The 23,711-nt window shown below is 53.1% G+C and carries 24 protein-coding genes; 8 read left to right on the forward strand and 16 right to left on the reverse strand.

What is annotated here, in order from left to right; all coding sequences use genetic code 11:
- Positions 1-90: 90 nt before the first annotated feature.
- The gene (locus ABDW36_RS03975) at positions 91-2,040 is read left to right on the forward strand and encodes a BatD family protein (RefSeq protein WP_343700581.1); all 1,950 of its coding nucleotides are present in this window, start codon (positions 91-93) and stop codon (positions 2,038-2,040) included.
- A 30-nt stretch (positions 2,041-2,070) separates the two neighbouring features.
- On the forward strand, positions 2,071-2,799 hold the full coding sequence (locus ABDW36_RS03980) for an SH3 domain-containing protein (protein WP_343700582.1): 729 nt from the start codon (positions 2,071-2,073) through the stop codon (positions 2,797-2,799).
- 25 nt (positions 2,800-2,824) lie between these two features.
- On the opposite strand, the gene ABDW36_RS03985 is transcribed toward ABDW36_RS03980, so the two are convergent.
- From ABDW36_RS03985 to ABDW36_RS04015, 7 genes are all read right to left on the reverse strand, one after another.
- Entirely contained in the window at positions 2,825-3,568 is a 744-nt protein-coding gene (locus tag ABDW36_RS03985; RefSeq protein WP_343700583.1) for a LytTR family DNA-binding domain-containing protein, read from the reverse strand.
- A 39-nt stretch (positions 3,569-3,607) separates the two neighbouring features.
- Positions 3,608-4,393 (reverse strand): histidine kinase, encoded by a 786-nt coding sequence (locus tag ABDW36_RS03990; protein ID WP_343700584.1) that lies wholly within the window; start codon positions 4,391-4,393, stop codon positions 3,608-3,610.
- A gap of 188 nt (positions 4,394-4,581) precedes the next feature.
- Positions 4,582-5,292 (reverse strand): response regulator transcription factor, encoded by a 711-nt coding sequence (locus ABDW36_RS03995; protein WP_343700585.1) that lies wholly within the window; start codon positions 5,290-5,292, stop codon positions 4,582-4,584.
- A gap of 53 nt (positions 5,293-5,345) precedes the next feature.
- Complete coding sequence (locus tag ABDW36_RS04000; protein ID WP_343700586.1) at positions 5,346-6,380, reverse strand: ATP-binding protein; 1,035 nt, start codon at positions 6,378-6,380, stop codon at positions 5,346-5,348.
- 6 nt (positions 6,381-6,386) lie between these two features.
- Positions 6,387-6,896, reverse strand: a complete 510-nt coding sequence (locus ABDW36_RS04005; protein WP_343700587.1) for a gliding motility lipoprotein GldH — start codon at positions 6,894-6,896, stop codon at positions 6,387-6,389.
- Positions 6,897-6,962: 66 nt separating this feature from the next.
- Positions 6,963-7,838, reverse strand: coding sequence for a YicC/YloC family endoribonuclease (locus ABDW36_RS04010; protein ID WP_343700588.1), 876 nt, complete (start codon positions 7,836-7,838; stop codon positions 6,963-6,965).
- Positions 7,839-7,919: 81 nt separating this feature from the next.
- Positions 7,920-8,507 carry a pseudouridine synthase gene (locus ABDW36_RS04015; RefSeq protein ID WP_343700589.1) on the reverse strand — a complete coding sequence of 196 codons (588 nt, stop codon included), beginning with the start codon at positions 8,505-8,507 and terminating at the stop codon, positions 7,920-7,922.
- 61 nt (positions 8,508-8,568) lie between these two features.
- Between ABDW36_RS04015 and ABDW36_RS04020 the strand changes: the two genes are divergently transcribed.
- The 3 genes from ABDW36_RS04020 (at position 8,569) to ABDW36_RS04030 (ending at position 11,348) form a co-directional block, all read left to right on the forward strand.
- Positions 8,569-9,285 carry a Crp/Fnr family transcriptional regulator gene (locus tag ABDW36_RS04020; RefSeq protein ID WP_343700590.1) on the forward strand — a complete coding sequence of 239 codons (717 nt, stop codon included), beginning with the start codon at positions 8,569-8,571 and terminating at the stop codon, positions 9,283-9,285.
- A gap of 389 nt (positions 9,286-9,674) precedes the next feature.
- On the forward strand, positions 9,675-10,616 hold the full coding sequence (locus ABDW36_RS04025) for a UDP-3-O-(3-hydroxymyristoyl)glucosamine N-acyltransferase (protein ID WP_343700591.1): 942 nt from the start codon (positions 9,675-9,677) through the stop codon (positions 10,614-10,616).
- A 12-nt stretch (positions 10,617-10,628) separates the two neighbouring features.
- Positions 10,629-11,348 carry a hypothetical protein gene (locus ABDW36_RS04030; protein ID WP_343700592.1) on the forward strand — a complete coding sequence of 240 codons (720 nt, stop codon included), beginning with the start codon at positions 10,629-10,631 and terminating at the stop codon, positions 11,346-11,348.
- Here ABDW36_RS04030 and ABDW36_RS04035 read toward each other — a convergent pair.
- The 3 genes from ABDW36_RS04035 to pheS are packed head-to-tail and all read right to left on the reverse strand — an operon-like array spanning position 11,345 to position 14,266.
- On the reverse strand, positions 11,345-12,328 hold the full coding sequence (locus ABDW36_RS04035; RefSeq protein WP_343700593.1) for an NAD-dependent epimerase/dehydratase family protein: 984 nt from the start codon (positions 12,326-12,328) through the stop codon (positions 11,345-11,347). The genes ABDW36_RS04030 and ABDW36_RS04035 overlap by 4 nt on opposite strands.
- A 34-nt stretch (positions 12,329-12,362) precedes the next feature.
- Positions 12,363-13,208 carry a 3-hydroxyacyl-CoA dehydrogenase NAD-binding domain-containing protein gene (locus ABDW36_RS04040; protein ID WP_343700594.1) on the reverse strand — a complete coding sequence of 282 codons (846 nt, stop codon included), beginning with the start codon at positions 13,206-13,208 and terminating at the stop codon, positions 12,363-12,365.
- 29 nt (positions 13,209-13,237) lie between these two features.
- Positions 13,238-14,266 (reverse strand): phenylalanine--tRNA ligase subunit alpha, encoded by a 1,029-nt coding sequence (gene pheS / locus ABDW36_RS04045; RefSeq protein ID WP_343700595.1) that lies wholly within the window; start codon positions 14,264-14,266, stop codon positions 13,238-13,240.
- A gap of 65 nt (positions 14,267-14,331) precedes the next feature.
- Here pheS and ABDW36_RS04050 point away from each other — a divergent pair, with 65 nt between their 5' ends.
- Both ABDW36_RS04050 and ABDW36_RS04055 read left to right on the forward strand, forming a co-directional pair.
- Complete coding sequence (locus ABDW36_RS04050; RefSeq protein WP_343700596.1) at positions 14,332-15,615, forward strand: histidine kinase; 1,284 nt, start codon at positions 14,332-14,334, stop codon at positions 15,613-15,615.
- Positions 15,616-15,666: 51 nt separating this feature from the next.
- The gene (locus ABDW36_RS04055; protein WP_343700597.1) at positions 15,667-16,035 is read left to right on the forward strand and encodes a hypothetical protein; all 369 of its coding nucleotides are present in this window, start codon (positions 15,667-15,669) and stop codon (positions 16,033-16,035) included.
- 37 nt (positions 16,036-16,072) lie between these two features.
- Here ABDW36_RS04055 and purU read toward each other — a convergent pair whose 3' ends face one another.
- The 3 genes from purU to ABDW36_RS04070 form a co-directional block, all read right to left on the reverse strand.
- Positions 16,073-16,900 carry a formyltetrahydrofolate deformylase gene (gene purU, locus ABDW36_RS04060; protein WP_343700598.1) on the reverse strand — a complete coding sequence of 276 codons (828 nt, stop codon included), beginning with the start codon at positions 16,898-16,900 and terminating at the stop codon, positions 16,073-16,075.
- Positions 16,901-17,058: 158 nt separating this feature from the next.
- Complete coding sequence (locus tag ABDW36_RS04065) at positions 17,059-17,445, reverse strand: lipocalin family protein (RefSeq protein ID WP_343700599.1); 387 nt, start codon at positions 17,443-17,445, stop codon at positions 17,059-17,061.
- Positions 17,446-17,497: 52 nt separating this feature from the next.
- On the reverse strand, positions 17,498-18,826 hold the full coding sequence (locus ABDW36_RS04070; protein ID WP_343700600.1) for a sugar porter family MFS transporter: 1,329 nt from the start codon (positions 18,824-18,826) through the stop codon (positions 17,498-17,500).
- 257 nt (positions 18,827-19,083) lie between these two features.
- Here ABDW36_RS04070 and ABDW36_RS04075 point away from each other — a divergent pair, with 257 nt between their 5' ends.
- Entirely contained in the window at positions 19,084-19,617 is a 534-nt protein-coding gene (locus ABDW36_RS04075) for a hypothetical protein (protein WP_343700601.1), read from the forward strand.
- A gap of 62 nt (positions 19,618-19,679) precedes the next feature.
- On the opposite strand, the gene ABDW36_RS04080 is transcribed toward ABDW36_RS04075, so the two are convergent.
- Genes ABDW36_RS04080 through ABDW36_RS04090 form a run of 3 tightly spaced genes read right to left on the reverse strand, consistent with a single transcriptional unit; the run spans position 19,680 to position 23,709 of the window.
- On the reverse strand, positions 19,680-20,537 hold the full coding sequence (locus ABDW36_RS04080) for a hypothetical protein (RefSeq protein WP_343700602.1): 858 nt from the start codon (positions 20,535-20,537) through the stop codon (positions 19,680-19,682).
- A 54-nt stretch (positions 20,538-20,591) separates the two neighbouring features.
- Positions 20,592-23,216, reverse strand: a complete 2,625-nt coding sequence (locus ABDW36_RS04085) for a hypothetical protein (protein ID WP_343700603.1) — start codon at positions 23,214-23,216, stop codon at positions 20,592-20,594.
- A 7-nt stretch (positions 23,217-23,223) separates the two neighbouring features.
- Positions 23,224-23,709 (reverse strand): DUF4402 domain-containing protein, encoded by a 486-nt coding sequence (locus ABDW36_RS04090; protein ID WP_343700604.1) that lies wholly within the window; start codon positions 23,707-23,709, stop codon positions 23,224-23,226.
- Positions 23,710-23,711: the final 2 nt, after the last annotated feature.

Raw genomic sequence — 23,711 nt, forward strand, 5'->3', positions numbered from 1 at the left:
TTACAGTGGCTTATTTAGAGCTTATTTTAACTAACTTTTAACTCGTTTTTGGGATAGGCGCGCAGGGCATTGGTTAAATTTGTTTTCAGGATGAATTTTAAGGCTGCCATTTTAAAAAAATACTGTTTTACGCTGCTCGTTATTTGCGGGGCAGCGCTTTCTGCTTCCGGGCAGGCATTTCGTTTTACCACCAATGTAAACTCCAACAGTATTGCACTGGACGAGATGGTGCAGATACAGTTCATGCTGGAAAACCCGGAAAACCTCAGCGCTTTTGACCCGCCGAAATTTACGGGATTTGACATCGTGCAGGGCCCCAGCCAGATGCAGGGCACCTCCTACATCAATGGTAAAATGACCTCTTACGTAGCTTTCAGTTACATACTGCGGCCGCGGCAGGTGGGCAGCTTCACCATTCCCGGCGCTACTGCGCGGGTAGACGGGCGCGTGGTAAAAAGTCCGCCGGTGAATATTGAGGTGAGCAAAGGCGGTGCGGGTTCCGTGCAGCCCCAGCAACAGCCGCAACAGGCCTTTCCGCCCTCCCAGGGCAGGCCGCGCCTGAATGCAGACCCGGCTATTCTGCGCAGCGGGGAAGATATCAAGGAGAAGCTGCGCAAAAACCTCTTTGTAAAAGTAGATGTAGATAAAACCACTGTGTACGAAGGGCAGCAGCTCACCGCTACTTACAAGCTCTACACCCGCCTGCCCACCAATTCAAGCGTTACTAAAGTACCGGCGTTCAAAGGTTTTTCAGCACGGGACATAGAGTTGCCCAACCCGCCGCAAGCCTACAAGGAAACGGTGAACGGGGTGGAGTACAACGTGTTCATTATCCGGAAAACATTATTGTTCCCCCTGCAGTCGGGCCAATTGGAGCTTGACCCCGCCGAGGTAGACAACCAGGTACACCTGGTGAAGATGCAGAAGGGTAAAAGAAGGAACCCCTTTGCAGACGATCCTTTCTTCCGTGATGCCTTTGGCGGCAGCCCCTTTGATGATTCTTTTTTTGACGATGCCTTTGGCAGCCCTGAATATGAGGTGGTGCCCTATAAAATACAAAGCCCCGTAGTGAAGGTAACGGTGAAACCGCTGCCCACTGAAGGCCGCCCCGCCAGCTTCAACGGCGCCGTGGGCAAATTCAGCATGACGGCCACGGCAGATAAAAAAGAGCTGAGCACGGACGATGCGCTGACGCTCAAAGTCACCATCAGCGGCCAGGGTAATGTAAACTTGCTGAACGCCCCGCCCCTGAGCGTACCACCTGCATTTGAAAAGTATGACCCTACGGTAACAGACAATATTGAAAAGAACAGCAACCCGCTCAGCGGCAGCCGGCAGTTCCAATACGTACTGATGCCACAGGAAAAGGGAGACCACCAGGTGCCGCCGGTTGAGTTCTCTTACTTTGACCCACAGGCCAATGCTTATAAAACGCTTACGTCTGCCGCTTTTCCCCTGCACGTAGTTGCAGGCAAGCAGGTGAAGCGGGAGAAAGAAGATTTTGGCAGCAAAACAGAGCTGGTAGATATCCGCACCTCCGTACCGCAATGGAACAAACGCAGCCCCTTCTTCTTTGGCAAGCCCCTCTTCTGGGTGCTGCTGCTGCTGCCGCTGCTGGCTGTGGGCGGCATGGCCTGGTACCGCCGCAGGGAAAACTTCCGCAACAGCAACGTGGCGCTGCTCCGGCACAAACATGCCAACAAGGTAGCGCTCAAACGGCTTGAACTGGCCGCCCGCTACCTGCGTGAAGGAAAAGACAAGGCGTTTTATGAAGAAACATCCAAAGGGATCTGGGGCTACCTGAGCCACAAGCTGAAAATACCGATGGCCGAACTGAGCAAGCAAATAGTGCAGGAAAAACTGGCGGCCCAGCAACTGAAGGCAGACACCATGCAAAAGCTGTTTGACCTTACAGACCGTTGTGAAATGGCGCTGTACGCGCCTGCCAGCAGCATTGAACACCGGCAGGACGCCTACCAGGAAGCTGTTCAGATCATCACGGATATTGAAGACCAATTAAAGAACAAAGCCGGAAAATAAAGAAGTATGCGATTTTTGTTCACGCTATGTATGCTTGTAATTACTGCGCTGGCAGCGCAGGCGCAGCAAGACCCCGTTTTATTTTCAGAGGGCAACCAGCTATACAGGCAGCAGCAATACAGGGAGGCTGCAGCCAAATACCAGCAACTGATAGACTCGGGCTACCAGGTGGCAGACCTGTACTTTAACGCCGGCAACGCATACCTGAAAAGCAACCAGGTAGGCATGGCCGTGTACAGCTTTGAAAAAGCGCTGCACCTGAAGCCGGGAGATGCGGCTGCTGAACAAAACCTTTACCTGGCCAACCAGCGTGTGAGCAACAATATAGAGGCCTTGCCCCTGCTCTTTTTTGAAAGGTGGTGGCTGCAGTGGCAGCAACTGCATTCTGCCCGCGGCTGGGCTATTGGCAGCATTGTATGGTTCTGGATATTGTGCGGCGGCATCATTTCCTACTTTTTTATGCCCGGTATGCGCCACACCTGGCTTCGTTGGGGCCTTTCCGTTGCAGGCGTTCTGTTCATTGGCTATTTCAGCATGGCCGTATGGATGCAGAACAAAGCCTATCACAACAACACTGCTATTGTAATGCGGGCCGCCGTAAAAGTGAAAGCTGCGCCTGATGAGGGCAGCAAGGATCTGTTCCAGGTAGGTGAAGGTATTAAAGTAGAAGTGCTGGACGGTACCAAGGATTTCAGCAAGGTGCAGCTGGCAGACGGTAAAACCGGCTGGATGCCGGTGGGCAGCTTAAAAAAACTCTAGTCGCCCTTGCCTGGGCGGCGGCAGCTCACAACTTTTCTATCCGCGTCAGAAAATCCTGCTTGCGGTTGCGGGAAACCGGTATGCTCTTGCCGTTGCTCATAATAATTTCCCCGCCATCTCCCTTCATATATTTTTCCATGAAAGAAAGGTTGATGATGAAGCTGTTATGTACCCGGAAAAACCCCTTGTCTCTCAGCACCTCATCCACTTCCTTGAGAGAGCGGCAGATCAGCACCGGCTTTTCATGCTTTTGCAGGAACACGCGGGTGTAGCCTCCTTCCGATTCACAATACAGTATTTCCCGAACGGGCATCATACGCAGGCCATCTACCGTAGGCAGGGCCAGGCGTTCATTGTGCTGTACATGCTGGTGGAGGAACTGCAGCAGCGCATCTACCTTCGGCGCGGCGGAGGTATTCTGCCCCAGCGCTTTTTGTACGCTCAGAATAAGCTCTTCCTTGTCTACCGGCTTCAGCAGAAAATCTAACGCGCTGTGGCGAATGGCTTTGATAGCGTATTGGTCATAAGCGGTGGTGAATATAACGGAGAAGTTGCGGCGGCTGCAGTTTTCCAGCAGGTCAAACCCGTTCATGCCGGGCATTTCCACATCCAGGAAAACAAGGCGCGGCTGGTATTTTTCAATGGCTTTCAGGCCTTCTTCCGGCCCTTCGCAAACGGCATCGAGCGTTATTTCAGGGCAATGGCGTGTGAGCAGCATCTGCAACACGTCCCTGCAATGTTTCTCATCGTCAATAATAATGGTATGCATGCGGCGGGCGTTGATTCCGGGTAACCGGGCATCCCTAAATTACTGAAAAAACACTGTTTCTTCCGGTTTGGACGCGGGGTTTACATCCGGCAGGTGAATGATGGTGTATGTGCCTGTTTTCTGGTGATGTGCGTCATACAGGTGGCCGCTGGTTACGGAGGCCTGTGTTTGATACCGGTCATTGAGCCAGCGCAGTCTTTCCGTAGCCACCCGTGTGTAAGCGGTTTTTTGCTGCAGGCTGTTGAACGTGCTCTGCCGGGCCAGGCCGTTATCTTCCAGGCGAATGTACAACTCCCCGTTTTTGCGCCCTACTTCTATGCTAACGCGGCCCCGGCTTTCCGGCGGGCGTTGCAGCAGGCGGTACCAGATGGCGCTTTGTACAAAGGGCTGTATAATAAAAGGCGGTACCAGCGCATCCCTGCAGGACGGCTGACAGTTCAGGTGGTAGTCAAAGCGGTCGTCAAAACGCATTTGTTCCAGTTGCAGGTACAGCTCCAGCGCTTCCAGCTCTTCTTCCAGGCTTACCCATTCCCTGCTGCTGTTTTCCAGCACCATACGCATGAGGCGGGAAAAACGGGTGAGATATTCAGACGCCTGCTCCGTGCTGGCGGACAGTATGCGGCTGTGAATAGCGTTTAGGCTGTTGAAAATGAAATGCGGGTCCATCTGGCTCTGGAAGGTATGCAGCTCCAGGGTAGCCCTGTTCTTTTGGGTGGTGATGTTGGCCTGCATTTTTTTCCGCAGTTTTCTCTCCCGCCACCAGAAGAACAGGCCCAGCAAAATGATGACTGCCGTAAGAAGTGCCCAGTAAATGAATTTTCCCATAGCTGCCGGTGCCTCCGTTAGCGGAGGCGCCATACAAGTATGCCATATTCCCTGGTCGCTGATGGGGTTATACATAATAGTTTCCTAAGCCGCTCAAAGATACCGCCCCGCCCGCGCCCGGAAAAGGGGGATTGAATAGCTGGCAGCAAGGAACTTACAAATGGCAGCGCAGGGTGGATAGTTGGTGATCAGCCGTCTGTAAACTTGTAACCCACCCCGCGTACGGAATGGAAATACTGGGAGTTGCGGCTGTCTTGCTCAAAATATTTGCGGAAGTTGAGGATGAAGTTGTCTATGGTACGGGTAGTGGGGTATACGTTATAGCCCCATACCACCTGCAGTATTTTTTCACGGGTTACTACTTCGCCCTTGTTCTCTATGAGCAGCTTGAGCAGCATGGTCTCTTTTTTGCTCAGCTCGTGGCGTTTGCCGTCTTTGCCTACACATTCCTGGGCCGCAAAGTCTATCATATTGTTGCCGAAGTGGTATACGTTGGGCACGCTGTCTTTATCCTGTATCTTCTTGTTCTTCACAATGAGCTTTTCTACACGCAGCAGCAGCTCTTCCAGGTTAAAGGGTTTCGTCATATAATCGTCCCCGCCTTTTTTCAGGCCCAATACGCGGTCTGCACTGCTGTTTTTGGCGCTCAGGAACAGGATGGGCACTTCATTGTTCTGGATACGGATGTTTTCACATACCGCCAGGCCGTCCATTTCGGGCAGCATGATATCGAGAATGATCAGGTCAAAATATTCGTTCTTGACAGCTTTCAATGCGCTGGTGCCATTGTCTGCCGTGGTCACTTCATATCCTTCCAGCTCCAGGTTCAGCTTCAAGGCTTCCTGCAGGTTCTCTTCATCTTCTACCAGCAATATTGATGCTTTCGTCGCTTCCTTCATATTGATGTGGTATTTAGCTAATTGTCTATAAAATTACGCACAACCGGTTAATTTTATACAGGTTGGGTAGAATAATCGTCCCAGGTGATCTGGAAGCAGGTGCCTTTGGGCTCATTGTCCATCACCTCGATGGCGCCGCCATGCTGTTCCACTATTTTTTTGGCCAGGTAGAGGCCCAGGCCGGAGCCTTTTGATTTGCGGGTGTTCTCGTTACCGATGCGGTAAAACTTCTCAAAAATACGCTTCCTTTCGGCGGGGGCTATGCCTTCGCCTTCGTCGCATATTTCCAGCTTCAGCACGGGTTCCTCTTCATCTTCTTCCGTGGCCGTAAACAGGCGTACCTGTATTTCCGTGCCTTTGGGCGCATATTTAACGGCATTTTCCACCAGGTTGTTCAGCAGCAGCTGCATCATGAACCTGTCTGCCTGCAGCAGGATGCCGGGTTGAATGAACGCGGTAATGACGTGGCTGGCGGTACGGTCTTTTAATTCGTCTACCCCCTGCTGCAGCACTTCAGAAAAGTTCAGCTCTTCCAGAAAGGGCTGGTATTTCTGATGTTCAAACTGGGAGGCCAGCAGTATGTTGTTGCATAACTGGTCAAGGCGGTTGGTTTCCCGGAGCGTATTGTCCAGCAGCTTGCGTTGTTTTTCTTCATCCAGCCGGTGCTTCCGCAACGTTTCCAGGTTCAGCTTGGCCACAGCAATGGGGCTTTTCAGCTCGTGCGTAACGGCCATCATGAAGTTTTGCTGCTGCTGGGAGAGCTTCATCTGTTTCCATACCGCCCGGTACACCACTGCGGCGCCGGCCAGTATCAGCACCAGGAAGATGATGCCTTCCCCAACGTATTTGAAGGTGCGCATCTGCTGTTCTTTATGGAGCCGCTGCATTTCATACATGAACTCCGCGGGTTGTGACAGCTCATGTACCCGGTGCGTCAGCTCCAGCCGCTCATACCCGGCAATCTGCTTGCTTTGCTGGTGCAACAGCACGCCCCACCACAGCAACTGCAACACTGTGTAGGCCAGCACAAACACATAAATGCCGGTGATCATCTTTTTGCTTTGCAGCCAGGATGCCGTTTTTTTCATGTCTCTTTATTTCCGCGGTGCGGCTTTTTCTATGCGCAGGCCCATGCTCAGGATGTAGGGCAGCGGGTTCTGGCGCATGTTCTGTTCAAAGGTAAAGCGGTACCTGCCGGGTTTGGAGAAAATGGCGTTTTGCTGAATGGGAATGCGGTGCTCGAATATATCATCGTTATTCGTTACTACCATCCCGTTTACGCCGCTTCCCATCCATTTGCCGTATGTATCTGCCAGGGGCAGCTCTACCCGGCGGGTGGTGGCCGCACTGTCTCCCGGCGCCTGCGTACCTATCAGTATCCAGAGGTTGCTATACGGGTAGGCGTCTGTATGACGTACGTTGACGTACATGTTATAGTAGAACGCCGTATCCTCCGGCGCCAGGTCCAGCTCAAACAGCGGTTTGTCTTCAACGGCCCATTCTGAACGGCGGATGTCCCTGTTCTTCTCGAAGGTATCCAGCCGGGGCGGTTTACAGGCAAAAACCAGCATGCCCAGAAGGGCACAGGTAAAATATAGTTTCATAGATTCTTCTCTATTCAGTACACCGGCGCTCGTGACGCCGGCTGCTAATTATCTGTAAAGAGCGGCTTACAGCACGTTCAGCACCTGCTCTTTGGCTTTCTCCAGTTCGTCTTTCATCATTACCACCCACTGCTGAATACCGGCATCGTTGGCTTTGGAGCCGGTGGTGTTGATCTCGCGGCCTATTTCCTGCAATACAAAGCCCAGCTTTTTGCCTTTGGCGGCGTCTGCTTCGTTCAGGATGTCTTTGAAGTACCGGCAGTGGTTCTGCAGGCGGATCAGTTCCTCTGAAATGTCCAGCTTTTCCAGGTAGAAGATGAGTTCCTGTTCCAGGCGGTTGGCGTCCACATTGTCTTTACCCACGTATTCTGCCAGCAGGGTTTCCAGGCGGGTACGCACCTTGTCTTTCCGCAAGGGGTCCAGCTCCTTCACCTTTTCGGTATACAGCAGGATGTTGTCTATCCGCAGCAGCAGGTCCTTTTCCAGCATGGCGCCTTCATCTACCCGGTGGGCATCCATTTCCGCCACGGCGGCGCGTATTATCTTTTCCACTTCCAGCCATTCGGACTCTTCCATTTGTTCAGAGGCGGGCGTAACCACTTCCGGCAGTTTCATAAGCACGTTCAGCATGTCTTCCTGCGGGAGGGCAAGGTCTGTTGCCAGGGATGCAATGGCCTGGTGGTAATACCGGGCCAGTTCGGTGTTGATCACTACGGGGCGGGTGGCGCCGTTCTGCTTGATGTTGATGGTGGCATCCAGCGTGCCGCGCTGCAGCTCCTGCTGCAACAGGTTACGGATGTCAAATTCGTAGGGTTTCAGAAGAGGGGACATTTTGAGGTTTACCTCAAACTGTTTTCCATTCAGTGATTTGATTTCCGCAAGAATGGTTGTTTCCCCCCGGGTAACTTCCGCACGGCCAAAGCCGGTCATGGATTTGAGCATATTATCTGTTTAGTGTGACAAACCTAATTAAATTAAGCCATATTTCGGATTGGGAACCAGGCATTTTGGAGGAGCGGGCGCTTATTTGAACAGCGCTTTATAGATTTCCGGCTGCTTCAGCTCTACCAGGTCTCCGGGCTGCATGCCGTCTATGGTCAGCCGCTCTATGCGGTAACGGATCAGCCTCAACGTGGGAAACCCAACAGCGGCGGTCATTTTACGCACCTGCCTGTTTTTGCCTTCCCGCAGTATCAGCCGCAGCCAGGGGGCGGGTATGTGTTTGCGGAAACGGATGGGCGGGTTGCGTTCCGGCACAAAAGGCTCTTCCGTGAAAATGGCCGCATCACAGCCGCGGGTACGGTAAGGTTTGCCGTCTACATTGATGGTAACCCCTTCCTGCAGCAGGCGAACGGCCTCGTTGGTTACCGCCCCGTCTACCTGCACCCAGTACTCCCGCTCATGCCGTTGCGCAGGGTTGAGCAGGCGGTGGTTCAGGGATTTATCGTTGGAGAGGATAAGCAGGCCTTCACTTTCATAGTCCAGCCGGCCAACCGGGTACACGTCTTTCGGTACGGTAAAATAGTCTGACAATACTGCCTTGTTACCTTCTTTCCCGAAGCGGGTCAATACCTCATAAGGCTTATACACGATAAAATAGTGAAGGCTCACGGCCGGGTGCTTTGGTTAAGGGACTGTAAATTAGTAATTTTGGCCCATCCTTGGAGGTTTTATGACGCAAGACATGTTAAGCGATCACACAGAATGCCGGTTCTGCAACAAATATCCCGGAGAGGTCTTTTCATCGGCATCACCGGCTCACGTAGCCGAGCTTGCCAATGTTAAACAATGCAGGACCTACAAAAAGGGGCAGGAGATTTTCCAGGAAGGAGCACATCCCTACGGCATCTATTGTATCAATACGGGTAAAGTAAAGCTTTCCCACAGCGGGGACGAAGGGCGGGAGCAGATCATCCGCCTGGTGAAACCCGGAGACCTTATCGGGTATAAGGCCCTTATCAGTAACGAACCGTATACCGCAACTGCTACCGTGCTGGAAGACAGCGCGGTATGTTTTATTCCCCGGGACGTGTTTTTACAGATACTCCAGAAAGACACCGCACTTTCCCTCAGAATGATGCAGATACTCACCAGCGAGCTGCGCAGGGCGGAAGTTAAAATCACCCATCTTGCACAGAAACCCGTGCGGGAAAGACTGGCAGAAACCTTGCTTACGCTCAAGGAAACCTATGGCGTGGAAGCAGACGGAGAAACCATCAACGTAACCCTTTCCAGGGAAGAGATAGCCAACCTTGTAGGCACTGCAACGGAGTCTGCCATCCGCCTGCTTTCAGAGTTCAGGAAAGAAAAGGTGATAGACCTGCCGGGTAAAAAGATCAGGATATTGCAGTTACAGAAGCTTATTAACATGGCCAACCTGCAGGATTAAAACCGCCTTGCCGCTTTTTATGCTGAAAAGCGAGGCAAAAGCATCCAAAAGAACAAAAAACGGAAAAAGCCGCTTCCCCGTTTCCCCACCTTTAAAGCGGTGTTGATGAGGTGAAAATATCATACGCTGATCAACAACAAAAAAACATGACAGGCTGGAACTCTTTGTACGTGCGGGTTACAAGGGGAATAAAAAAAGTCTGACCGTGAGAACAATCAGACTTTCTTGTTATGTGAATGGGTTAGTAAGTACAGGGAAACAAATTTCCCTACACAATATTAAAAAGAATTTCATCACAAAAGAAAAATTTTACAAGAAATTTTATTCACAAGCACAAAAAAATTGTGGATAACGCCCCCTAACTTTGCTCTCACTTTAACGAAGTTCATATGAAGTTAGATACACCCGTTGCGGTAAAAGAAATAGCAGCGCTTATAGGCGCAGAACTGGAAGGCAATGATACACTGATGGCTACCGGTATTAACGAGATACACAAGGTAGAACCGGGAGACATTACGTTCGTAGATTTTGAGAAGTATTACAACGCCAGCCTTACATCCGCGGCCAGCATTATCATCATCAACAAGAAGGTAGAAGCGCCGGAAGGCAAGGCCCTGCTGGTAACCGCAGATCCGTTCAGTGCATACGTGAGCCTGGTGAAACGCTACCGCCCCTTTGCGGCCTCGTCCACGCCCGTCAGTGATACGGCCGTAGTGGGAGAAGGCACCGTGCTGTTTCCCGGGGTGTTCATTGGCCACCATGTGCGCATCGGCAAAAACTGCATCATACATCCCAACGTTACCATTTACGACCATAGCGTTATTGGCGATAACGTCATCATCCAGGCAGGCGCCGTGATAGGGGCAGATGCTTTTTACTTCAAGAAAAGGGCAGACCGGGAAGTGATGTATGACAAGCTGGAAAGCTGCGGAAGGGTAGTGATAGAAAACGACGTGGAGATAGGCGCCAGCACAACCATAGACAAGGGCGTGAGCGGAGATACCATCATCGGCCGGGGCTGCAAGTTTGATAACATGGTGCATGTAGGCCACGGCGCCGTGATAGGCAAAAACTGCCTGTTTGCAGCGCAGGTAGGCATAGGCGGTAAAGCCAGGGTGGAAGACAATGTGATCATCTGGGGCCAGGTGGGTATCAACAAAGACATTACTATTGGCAAGGGAGCCGTTATCCTTGCCAAAAGCGGTGTGAGCAATTCCCTGGAAGGCGGCAAGACCTACTTTGGCATTCCCGCAGTAGAGGCCCGCGAAAAGAAAAAAGAACTGGCCTGGGCCAAACGCATCCCTGAAATATGGGCCAAACTTAACAGCTAGCATCTATTACCTATGGCAAGAACGATCTTTGGCAGCGCAATGGCCATCGGCATGCTATGCATGGCCTGCTCTGCACCCAAACCCGCAGTGATAAAAAAAGACCCCGGTCTTTACATTCAGCCGCATGCAGTGGCGGTAACGGTGAAAGACGGATGGTTTACCGCCAAAACGCTCACGCTGGGCGAGTATGCTACCAGCTCCCGCACCAACGGCGTGGCGGCCAACACCCCGCCCAAACAATGGAGAAGCGTGTCAGACGCTTTTTACTTTTCGGTAAAGACGGCGGAAGAACAGTTTCCCGTACAGGTGCTGTCTGCTCCCCGCATTACGTTTTCCAACCGCCCCCTGCCCGCTTCATTAAGCACTTTACCCGGCGATGCTCTGCTCTGGTATGTTACCCTGGGCGCGGTGAGTTCCGCCCCGTTAAAAAACTGGGAGTTTATTTTAAAGCGGAACATTTCCTTTGTTGAGCTGAACGAGAACAAGCAGGTAGGTATTTTGCGCTCCGCTACGGACGAGCTGAAGGTAACGGCACATAACCGCTATGGCACCCGCAACAGTTATGAAAAGACCTGTTACGAGTTCCAGCTGAGAGGCATGCCGGTTGCCGCGGTTATACCGGGCGAAACCCCGCAGGCCTGGATGCACGAGAAAGCCGATGCCGCTTTGCGGCAAACGCTGGCAGGCGCTATGCTGGCATTAGTATTTAATGAGAAGCTGGGAGCGCGTTAATTGTGCTGCCGGTGGGCCAGGTAGGCAGCCGAGATTTCCCGCACGGTATCTTCCAGCGGGCGGAAGCGGAAACCGGGTAATGCTTCCTGTATGCGGGCAGCGTCATAGAAAACTTTCAACTGGGCGGTGCGGGCCGTTTCCCTGGTAATAAGCGGCCGCTTGCCTGTTATCCATCCTTTTACTTTGGCCATGCGCCATACCATCTCCGCCATCCAGGGTTTGGCAGCAATATGGGGCGGCTTTTTGCCCAGGGCTTCCGCCATAGTAGTAAAAAGGCGGCGGTAGGGCCAGTTTTCAGCGGAGAGCACAAACCTTTCCGCGGTAATGGTACTGTCCATCAGCAACATCATCACCTGTACCACGTCTTTCACGTCTACAAACCCGTTGATGCCTTCGGTATAATAGGGAAATTCTTTCCAGGCATTTTTGAGCAGCATGCCAGACCCATCGTGCCAGTAACCGCTGCCCAGTATAATGGAGGGGTTTACAATTACGGCCGGCAAACCTTCCGCTATGCCGCGCCATATTTCCATTTCGCTGAGGTGCTTGCTGATGGCGTAGTAAGAATTATTGCTGCTTTCTTCCCATTGAGACCTTTCGTTGATGGCGGCCTGCTCTCTTGCGCGGCCCAGGGCGGCCACGGAGCTTACATGCACCAGCTTCTTCACGCCGGCGTCAAGCGCTATGTTCACGACGTTGGCGGTGCCTTCCACATTGATCTTGAGCATTTGCGCCCGCCTGTCCGGATGAAAGGATACTATTGCCGCACAGTGGTATACCTGGTCTACACCCTGCATGGCCTCTTCCAGCGAGCCAACATCCAGCACGTCTCCCTGTACCCATTCCACGCGGTCTTTCACATCCAGGAGCTGATCAGGTATATGCCGGCGGTAGAGGGCGCGTACCGGTTTACCGGCCGTTACAAGGGCCCGCAACAAGTAGCTGCCTAAAAAACCAGTGCCACCGGTAACAAGGATCATGGTGTTTTTGAAAGTTGATGAACGCAAATGTAAATCAATAGTTGTAAAAACCTTTGCCGGTTTTGCGGCCCAGTTCTCCCCTGGCCACTTTATCTGCCTGCATGGCCCCGGGCTGGAAGCGGGGTGCGCGGTTGAAGGCTTCATAGAGGGAGGTGGTAACGGCGTAGTTCACATCATTGCCGATGAGGTCCATCAGGGCAAAAGGCCCCATCCTGAAACCTGCCGCTTCCAGCAGACGGTCAATAACGGCCATGTCTGCCACGCCCGCTGCGGCCACCTGCATGGCTTCCAGATAATAGTGGCGGGCAACGCGGTTTACAATAAAACCTGGGGAGTCTTTCACGCTTACCGGCGTTTTGCCCATGGCTTTTGCCAGGTGGAAGAGGGTGTTGAAAGCGGCATCGGCCGTTTGCCGGCCGCGTACAATTTCCACCAGCTGCATCAGGTGGGCGGGATTAAAAAAGTGCATGCCGGCCACCCGTTCAGGATGCGGCATACCGGCTGCTATAGCAGATACGGAAAGGGAGGATGTATTGGTGGCGAAGATTGTGTCAGGGCCATTTACCCGGGAAAGACCGTTGAAAAGGGCGGTTTTGGCAGGTACCTGTTCTACAATGGCTTCTATGACCACATCGGCCACGCAGGCCTCAACGGTGCTGACGGTTTGCAGGTGCAGCAGGGTTGAGGCCATTTTCTCAGGACTGAGCTTGCCTTTGTTTACGCCCTGCTCCAGGTTTTTACGTACCATAGCCAGGCCTTTTTCAAGCGCGGCAGGGCTGGCGTCAAACAACAGGGTGCGGAAGCCGGCAGCGGCAGCTACCTGCGCTATACCGGCACCCATGGTACCGGCCCCGCAAACGGCAATTGTTTTTACATCCATGGAATTGATCGGGAGCAAAATATGTATGGCTACACCGTGCCCTGGAACTGTTTCAGGAAACGGGCATCGTTCTCTGAAAACAGGCGCAGGTCTTTGATCTGGTACTTGAGCATGGTCAGTCTTTCAATACCCATACCGAAGGCAAAGCCGGTGTATTTATTGGAATCTATGCCGCAGTTTTCCAGCACCTGGGGGTGCACCATGCCGCAGCCGAGAATTTCTACCCAGCCGGTATGTTTGCACACGTTACAGCCTTCGCCGCCGCAGATCAGGCAGGAAATATCCATTTCCGCGCTGGGCTCTGTGAACGGGAAGAAGGAGGGGCGGAAGCGTACTTTGAAGTTTTCCCCGAAAAACTCCTGTACAAAGTAATACAGTGTTTGTTTCAGGTCTGCGAAAGACACGTTTTCGGCAATGTACAGCCCTTCTATCTGGTGAAAGAAGCAGTGTGCGCGGGCGCTGATGGTCTCATTGCGGTATACGCGGCCGGGGCAGATGATGCGGATGGGCAGCTTGCCCTGTTCCATGGCCCTTACCTGTACGGAGGAGGTATGGGTGCGCAGCAGCCAGTCGGGGTTGTTATGCACATAGAATGTGTCCTGCATGTCGCGGGCGGGATGGTTTTCCGCCAGGTTCAGCGCGGTAAAGTTGTGCCAGTCGTTCTCAATTTCCGGGCCTTCCGCAATGGTGAAGCCCAGCCGCTCAAATATGCGGATGGCTTTATTGCGTACCAGGCTGATGGGGTGGCGGGTGCCCAGGCGGTGAGGCTCGCCGGGCAGGGTGAGGTCAAGCTGACCCGTGGCGCTGCCGGCTTCGTCTTTCAGCTGCTGAAACTCTTCATACCGGCTTTCCGCCAGCACTTTAAAGGCGTTCAGCACCTGCCCGAACTCCTTTTTCCGGTCGTTAGGCACGTTCTTCATTTCCCCGAACAGGGCCTTTACCAGCCCTTTGGTGCCAAGGAACCTGATGCGGTATTGCTCCAGCTCTTCCGCGTTCTCAGGCTGGAAGGCGGCAATCTCCTGTTTGTATGCTTCTATTTGCTGCACAATCTGCTCCATCCAACAAAGATAACGCCCTGTAAAGAAAAATGAGTAATTTTTGGCGGAAATTGAAAGGCCTCCCCATGCCGGTCACAGCATATATCATTATCATCATACTACTGGCGGTACTTTTGACGGTTTTATACCGCAGAATGGTGTATTACCGCCGCCAATACAAGGCAGAGGCCACCCTCAACTACTTTACCACCTCCCTTTTCGGCAAAAACACGGTAGACGATATACTCTGGGACGTAGCCAAGAACTGCATTTCCCGCCTGCACCTGGAAGATTGCGTGATATACCTGGTAGACGAAGAACGGCGGGTGCTGGTACAAAAAGCGGCTTACGGCCCCAAAAACCCGGTACGCTTTGAAATAAGAGACCCGATAGAGATCCCCCTGGGGCGAGGCATAGTTGGCTCTGTGGCCCTGCACGGCAAGCCGGAGCTGGTGCCCGATACCAGCAAGGACGCGCGGTACATTGTAGATGACGAAAAGCGTTTTTCCGAACTGGCCGTACCCATTTACCTGCACCATAAAGTCATTGGGGTAATAGATTCCGAGCACTCCCGCAAAAACTTCTACCACGCCGGCCATTTATACCTGCTGGAGAAAATAGCCGCCATCTGCTCTTCCAAAATAGGGCGTACACTGATGGAAGAACAGGCCCGCCGGCAGGAGCAGGAGGTGCAGCTGCTGCACAAACAACTGGCGGAGTTCAGGCTGGTAACGCTTAAAAGCCAGATGAACCCCCACTTCCTCTTCAATTGCCTCAACGGCATCTACCATTGCATACTGTCTGCTGACCTAGACAAGGCGGGAGACTATGTATCCAACTTTGCCCGCCTGCTGCGCATGGTGCTGATGCATTCCGAGAAGAACTTCATTTCCCTGCGGGAAGAGGTAGACCTGCTGGGGCATTACCTTAAAATAGAAGCGCTGCGGAGCGACAAGCCTTTTGAGTTCAACATGGAGATAGACGAGAGCATCAACCCCGATGAGTATTTCGTACCAGGCATGCTGATACAGCCTTTCCTGGAAAACGCCATCTGGCATGGGCTCATGAACAAGGAAGGCCAGCGCCGCCTGCAGATACACTGGCGCCGCCAGCGGGAAAACGTGCTGCTCTGTGAGATACAGGACAACGGCATTGGCCGCGTGGAATCTTCCCGGCAGCGCATAGGCAAGCATGTCTCAAAGGGCATGAGCCTTTGCATGGAAAGAGTGGAACTGTACAAGGTTCTTTTTAATACCAGCTTCAACATCAGGGTTACAGACCTGTATGACGAAAATGGCGCTGCCCAGGGCACGCGGGTGAATATTGCTTTTGAAATAGCTCCCGGCGTGGGGGTGGCACACATGGGCTAATTTTTTTATGGAAAATGGTTCGTCCCGCATCTTCCTGAAAAATCCGATGTTATGATCAAACAAACCTCCTGGTTGTTTGCCGCAGCAATGCTGGCCGGCACTTCCGTTCATGCCCAGGTAAAGGAGACTAAAAAACCTGCGCCGCCTGTTATTGAAAAGCATACTTCTCCTTCCGCCAAACCCGAGAAAACACCTGCTTCCAAAACCCCGCTGGTTGAAAAAGATGCCGAACAGCGCCCTTACAAGATAAAGAAGTCTGAGCTGAAGCCCGCAACACGGGCAAAGATTGAGCGGGACGGTAGCTATAAAAACCTTACAGCCGCAGAAAAAGAAGAGATAAGACGTGCCGTAAGGCCGCCCTTAAAGGAAGGAGACGTATTGCCGCCACCGCCACCGGCACTGCCGAAGAAGAAAAATTAACAAAAGCCCATAAGGGCTTTTTATTTGCAGGTATCCGCTATTCAAATACCACCGTTTTGTTCCGGTATACAAACACCCTGTCTGTCAGCACCAGCCGCAGCGCTTTGGCCAGCACGGAGGTTTCAATTTCCTGCCCCGCTTTCATCATATCTCCTGCAGTATAGGAGTGGTTTACGGGGATGACCTGCTGGGCAATGATAGGCCCTTCGTCCAGCTCATTGGTCACAAAGTGGGAGGTGGCGCCAATCAGCTTAACACCCCGTTCAAAGGCCTGCCGGTAGGGATGCGCCCCGGCAAAAGCAGGCAGAAAGGAATGGTGGATGTTGATGATGCGCATGGGGTAGCGGGCCACAAAAGCCGGGCTCAGGATACGCATGAACTTGGCCAGCACAATGTAATCAGGCTGGCAGGCCTCTACATGCTGCTGTATGTTCTCTTCAAAGGCTGTTTTCTCTACTCCTTCATGGCTCACCAGGTGAAAGGGCACGCCAAAACGATCGCAGATATTCTGCAGCACGGGGTAGTTACCGATGACGCACTGCACCGTGGCGCCCAGTGTTTTGAACTGGTGCCGTACCAGTATGTCTGCCAGGCAATGGTATTCTTTGGTAACCATCACCACTATCTTTTTTTCAGGCCGCGGGTTGATGGCAATCAGCGCATCGGCGGGCAATACTTTCCTGATCTCCTGCTCCAGCGCGGCAGGCTCTCCTTCATTTTCAGTTTCTATACGGATGTAAAAACGGTTCTCCACCTTGTCTACATGCTCCCGGAGGGATACAATGTTGAGGCCCGCTGCGGCCATAATGCGGGAAATATCGGCCACGAGGCCTATGCGGTCTTTGGATTGGATAAGGGCAACCATCGTATTGCCAAAGTATAAATTTTAACGGATAGTATTACTGCAGGCAGTAAAAAAACAGCCCGAATACATGGTCCCCGGTCTCGTCAGGCATAATCACAAAGGGCTTCAAAAGCAATTGCTCCTGAAGCCCTTTATTCATCATTCACGTAAAGGGAAGGCTACCGTATAGCCACATATTTTGTATAGCACCCTTCAATACATACGGGATTGACGGGCGTAAGTGTAAGTGTGCTGCCTGAAATGGTGTATTGATAGGTAACTGTGGTGGCATCGGGCCCCGTGGTGGTTACCTTGTTGCCATCCATAGTAAAATGGTTGTACTTGTTACCGGCTGCGGTGCTGGTAAACGTACCATCGGTTTTAAACGTTATGACTACCGGCTTGGACGGGTCTGCAGGGTGCTCCTCAACAGGCCCGCCGGGAGAATAAGCGTTGATGGTCAGTTTCCAGTTACCGATCAGTGATTCGTTTACATACGAAGGTTTATCTTTTTTACCGCAGGCAAACAGCAATGTAAGCAGTGACAGGTAGAGCATGTGTTTCATAAGCGTGTATTTCCTGTTGAACGAACGGTAAACGGCAAAGGTTACACCCCCCTCAGCGGATGCCCAGCTCCTCCTGTATCTGCTCCAGAGACCGGCCTTTTGTTTCCGGCATTACGCGCCAGATGAAGAGGAAAGACAGGAGCATCATGACGCTGTAGAATATGAACGAATAAAAACCGCCCTGCGGGCTGCCCTCCACAATTACCGGGAAGGTCCAGGAGATAATGGCCGCCATGATCCAGTGGGTGAAGCTGCCCAGGGAGCTGCCCTGCGAGCGCACTGCGTTGGGAAATATTTCAGAGATGAACACCCATATTACCGCCCCTTGTGAAAAGGCAAAGCAGGCAATAAAACCGATGAGGTAGAGAATAACCGGTCCCCCGCCTTGTCCCGGTTTGCTGAAAGCAATGGCCGTCAGCGCCAGGAACACGAACATGCCCGCCGCGCCGATGAGCAGCAGCTTCTTTCTGCCAAAACGGTCTATTACGCTCATGGCCAGCAGGGTGAACAGCAGGTTGGCTGCGCCGATGTACACAGATTGCTGGAAGGCGTTGGCCTCATCAAAGCCGGCCATTTCAAATATGCGCGGGGCGTAATAAATAATAGCGTTGATGCCTGAGAGCTGGTTGAACATGGCCAGCAGCATGGCATAGAAAATGGGTTTGTTGTATTTGCCGGAGAACAGCTTTTCTTTGATGCCCTGTGAGGCGAGCGCATGCTCTTCCTTGATGAGCGCCGTAATGCCGGTTTCTCCCGTTCTGGCAAATATCTTTTCAGCTTCCGCGTCTTGCCCGTTGAGCACCAGCCAGCGGGGGCTTTCCGGGATAGTGCGTACCAGCAGGGCAAATACCGCGGCGGGGATGGCCATTACGCCCAGCATCCAGCGCCAGGCATCTTCCCCAATGCCTGACAGCAGGAAGTTGGCAAGGTAGGCCACCAATATGCCGGACACGATGTTGACCTGGAAAGACCCTGCCAGGCGGCCACGGATGGGCGCCGGCGATATTTCTGAAATATACATGGGGCCTACTACGGAAGAAATACCCACCGCCAGCCCGCCAATGAAACGGAACAATACAAACAACAGCCAGGCCGTACTGAGGGCGCAGCCCACCGCGGAAAGCAGGTACATCAGCGCAATGCCCACCAGCACTTTTTTACGGCCATACTTTTGCGCCGGCCAGCCGGCCACCAGGGAGCCTGCTACGGTGCCAATGAGGCTGGAGGCCACGGTGAAGCCCTGCCAGAAAGAGTTGAGGCCCCACAACTGCTGGATGGTTTTTTCGGCGCCGGAAATAACGGCCACTTCAAAGCCGAACAGGAAGCCGCCCAGCGCGGCAATGAGAGATACGCGGATGGCGTAGTTGTAACGTGGAGGCATGTGGTTTTTTTAGGTCAGGATGAATTTACGGGAAATAGCGGTGGATTGCAAACTGTGGGCAGGTTCCTCCCTGATGGCGGGAAACCCTGCCCTGACCCTGTCTACACCCTGCCTACACCCTGTTTACGCAACCAGAACAGGGTGTAAGCAGGGTCAATACAGGGTGATAGCCCGATTTTCTGCACTTGGGCTAAATAATTCTGCACTAATGTCAAATAGAGCAGGCCGGCAGCACTGAACTTTACAGGAAAAAGAAAATGGCAAAATTAGTAGACAACGTTATCACGTACGGCGCCAGCGGCGCTTTTGCCGGGCAGTTCGTTTTCCGGCGGGTAAACGGCAAGGTATTTATCTGCAAGATGCCCGGCCCGCGGAGCAGCGCACCTACCGCCGGGGAGCTTGCCAACAGGGAGCGCTTCGCTTTTGCCAATGCGTACGCTACCGCTGCCGTTAACAACGTGCAGCTAAAGGCTATATACCAGGCCGCCGCCCGGCCGGGGCAATCAGCGCATAACCGCGCTTTCCGGGACGCTTTTAATGCGCCGCGGGTAACACAGCTGCATATTGAGAACGGTATGTTGAAGATCAGGGCGGTGGATGATTTCAGGGTGGTGAAGGTGATGGTGAAAGTGCTGAATGAATACGGGTTTGAGGAAGAAACCGGGGAAGCGGCGCTTTCTTCCGGGAATGTATGGTGGGGGTACCGGCTTCGCGGTGATGTGGCGGGGAAAACTGTGTTGGTTGCGGCGTATGACCTGGCCGGGAATGCAGGGCATATGGACTTTAAATAAAGCGCCGGTTCCACCCAGCGCTTCGATTTTCAGATATGCGAAATTTTTTAGATCAGGATGAGTTACCGGGCAGGTTGTGTACGTTCAGTGAGTTGTTTGATCGTCGCTTTCATTTCCTGTTGCTGTTTTTCCATTTCAATAAGATGCAGGGTGAGCTCTTCCACCTTTTGCAGCAGTTTCCTGTTCATCTCCCCAAGGTCAAGCCCTTCCTGCGCTACCGTGGCGGCTGCCGGCATATCAGGCAAGTGACCGTTTTCCCGGATGAACTTTTCCATTTCCTGCAAAGAAGGAAGGCGGTACCCGGGGAGAAATACAAAATCCGGCCAGTCTTCGGGCTTCACGGATACCTTTACTTTTTCAGCAAGCACGGTCCCTTTCACTGCCAGTTTTGCCTGCGGTGATGCGGTGCCGATGCCTACGTTGCCGTTGGGGAGTATTTTCATGTCAAAACCGTCTGCATCACCGCCAAGCAGGAGGCCCTGCGGATGTATGCCGAACAGGTGCGCATTGTTTTCACGGGTGAAACCAATGCAATAAGCCTCCCCTCCGGTATAACCTGTTACACCCAGCCGGAAGGTGCCATGTACGTCGAGTGCGGCCCCCGGGTTGAGGGTGCCTATCCCTACATTCCCGTTTTGCATGATCGTCATATGGTAGGTGGCCGCCTGGTCTGTGCCGTCTGTTGGTGTGGAAAAGAAATATAGGCCGTTAGGCGTGGAAGCGCCAATGCCAAAATGATGATTGTCTGCAGCGAATTGAATGGTTTGACTGGTTGCCAGTTTCATTCCCTTTATCCAGCCATTGCTGGTCCAGATTGTGGAGGAAGAGATGGTTGCGGGGCCGGAGAGCGTTTCCTGGGCTTTGAGTGTGTGACCGGTTAAACAAATAACGGGTAACATCAGGGTTATGATCTTTTTCATAGATAATGAGGGTTTTACCTGAAGATAATCAATTCTTCGAGGTATGGCTTGTCTTCATTTCATTCCCGCCTCCAGCCTGAACTCCAGCCCATCCGCCACCGCACCCTGCTTGCTGGCTGCTATCGTAAAGGGCACCTCCCTTGTGGCAGACACCATTCCCAGCTTCTCCATCTGCTGCCCGTCAATACGCGCCGAATAGACGCCCGGCGCCAGCCCCAGGTAGCTGAAGAAGCCGTCTGGTTCCGTAACCGTTTTGGCCACCAGTACGGAGTTGCTATTGTAGAAAGACACAATGATGCGCCCCAGCCCTTTTTGCGCTCCGTTTTCCAGGAGGTACACCATGCCGGAGGCTTCGCCTTTTACTGCAATGGGCACTTCTATCTGCTTCACCTGGTTAGGGGCAACGGCTACGTTCAATGTTTTCTTTGTCAGCTGCCAGGCTATGTTTTCCAGGCCGCTATCGTCCAGCTCAATGTAGTAGTTCCGGTAAGCTTCCAGGTCAAATACGCGGGTAACCGTATCACGTGCGCCGGTGGCCATGCGGCCGCCGTTGATGCGCGGCTTGAGGCCGGCTACTTTGGGCTCATCCCGGTCATGGCGGTTGTTGCCGTTGAGGTCAAGATAGGGCACGATGGATATGGCGCCGGTGCCTACGGCAGAACGGTTGCGCAGGGTGAGGTGACTGTTCCTGTTATCGTATATCAGGCTGCCCCCGGCAGATTGCATCAGTGAAATGCTGTTATTGCTGCGGGATGCCGCAAATGCCGTTCTGGCAAAAGAAAGATCAAATGATACGCCCAGCATTATATTGTTGGTCTGTGTGTAAAAGTTCCTTTCATAGGCGAAGTTAATGAAACCCCTGCCCGCCAGCTGCTTTTCCATTTCCAGCCGCATGGTGATGAACCGGCCGTCGTTATACTGGTATTGCGCCTGCGGCTTGAAGGTGAACCTGGCCGGCAGCCGGCAGGCCAGGGAAAGCAGGCTGTATATGTAGGGACCGTTCTCTGCAATGAACAAACCCGAGGTGGTGAAGTTGGCGCCAAAGCGGCGGAAGGTGGCGGAAAACAGCATGTCTGCGGAGGTGTACCTGGTTTTCGGGATGTCCCGGTATTTGGTTTCAGAGGGGTACAGCACCCGCGGAGAAATGATCTCGCTGAAGGTAAACCTGGAGAATACCACGTAGCGCTGTGCACGCACGGGCATAGACACTATCGCTTTTCTTTCTTCCAGCGCGCGGTTGTAAATGGCCTGCTGCGCCCTGGCATACCGGGTATAGTTCAGCTCCGCCTGCAGGTCTGACGGCAGCCGGTAGCTGGCTACCGCCTTTGACCGTACGCCATGCATGTATTCGCCTGATACCAGCATATTCTCTACAGGTTTGAACGTTGTGTTCAGGAAGGGCATGCCTTTATCAGGAAAAACGGAAGACAGGTATTCCATACCCCCGCCCACGGTTATCTGCCGGCCAAGCCCGTAGTTCACAGCGGCCCTGGCAAATATACTGTTGAGCGTGTCTGTTACGATGCCCGCGCTGACGGTGTACTCCAGCTCCCGCTGCGGGATGAGGTTAAAGGGGATCACGATGTTCTGCACGGTAGACCGTTCTTCGCCCCATGGCCCGTAGAACCGTAGCTGGATGAGGGAGTTGCCGTACATGAGCGGGATGTCGAAAGTAAAGAAACCGGTAGCGTCTGCACGGGTGTAGTCTACTATTACGTTGTTCACGTACAGTTCCACCACCCAGTCAGGTTCCGTAAACTGGCTCACCCGGTAAGTGCCGAACGAGCGGCGGTACAAGGTGGGCGCGTTGGTTACCTGTATGCCCACAACGGGGTTGAAGATGGAGGAAACCGCCTGAGGGGTTATATGTCCCGCCCGTACCTGGCGTACAAGCGCATTATCGTTATTGACATACCGCCAGGAGAAATATTGCCTTGCGGGAGAAAAGGAAGTGTTGTTCTGATAATTGAGCGCTACGGTGGCTTCCCCACCGGCCAGTGTGGCCCCAAGAGCCAGGTTGAGCCGGGTGCTGGCCGGGCCCTCTCCCGGCCGGGTCACTACCGCTTCCCAGTCTGCCATGCCGAAGCGGAAAAAAGGATCGTCGCGGTGGATGGTGGTGTCTGCCTGGGGCTCCTGCCTGAGCTGCCGCAGGTTGCGCCGCATCATTTCCTGCTTCATTTCCCGTATCACCGGCAGGTCTGGCGTAGCGTCCATTACAGCCGAGAGGCTTCTGAAGCTGAAAGTGCAGGGCAGCGCGAATATTTTGCCGAAGAATTGCGATTTCAGGTAGAGGTTGTTTTCCACCAGCATCATGCTGCCCGGCGGCAGGTTAAACACCTGTTCCCGGAAAGTGACGCGGCTGCGGGCTTTGTCAATAACAAAGGGAGCGTCTGGCTTTACCCAGAAACCGGTGACCAGGTTTTTGTCTGCGGACGGCGTGTTTTTGATCTTCAGGAAGTTGAAGACATCAGGCACCGGCAGGTACAGTTCCTCCCCTGTTATCACCGCCATCACGTCCATATTGCCTACCTGGCGAACGGTTAGCTGGATGGTGATGGCATCATATGCCGGTTCGTCTTCCGCCCTGCCCGCAAAGGGCAGCAGCAGCGCCAGCAGTACGCCGGCCATCAGGCGGGAGGCGTAAAACCTGGAATGCTGTTTCCTGTATTCACCAGTCATCGAATAGTTACTCCTGTATAAAAGTTATTGTGAAAGTGCCGCTGTAGCTACCGGGCGGATTATTGATACGTGTGCCTACCGTGAGGGTGGCGCCTATTTTTACGGAAGTGCGCGCCGGCGGCACGGCATTGGATACGAAGGGCAAGGTCTGGTCTGAGCTTCCGATGTGCAGCGTCATGCTGCCGCCATTGCTGCCTGTGAGCGGAACGTCTGGCCCGTTCATAATATTGATGACAGTTCCTTGTGGCGCTTCCACTTCAAATATGGCGGGGAAATACAGGAAACCCATGTTGAGCAGTATTACATCTCCCGTTGAAGAACGCGTACCATCTGCCAGAACCTGCACCGTTCCCCCTGCGTTACCCTGCGAGAAGGCGCCGAAGCTCAATTGCCGCGCCGTGGTCACGGAAATCTGCGCATGGGCCGCCGTATTGCCGAGGCAGCAAAAGGGCATTGCGAACATCACCAGCAGAAGGCGTTTGGTTATTCCCATCA

This window comes from Chitinophaga sp. (assembly GCF_039596455.1).
Classification (GTDB): Bacteria; Bacteroidota; Bacteroidia; order Chitinophagales; family Chitinophagaceae; genus Chitinophaga.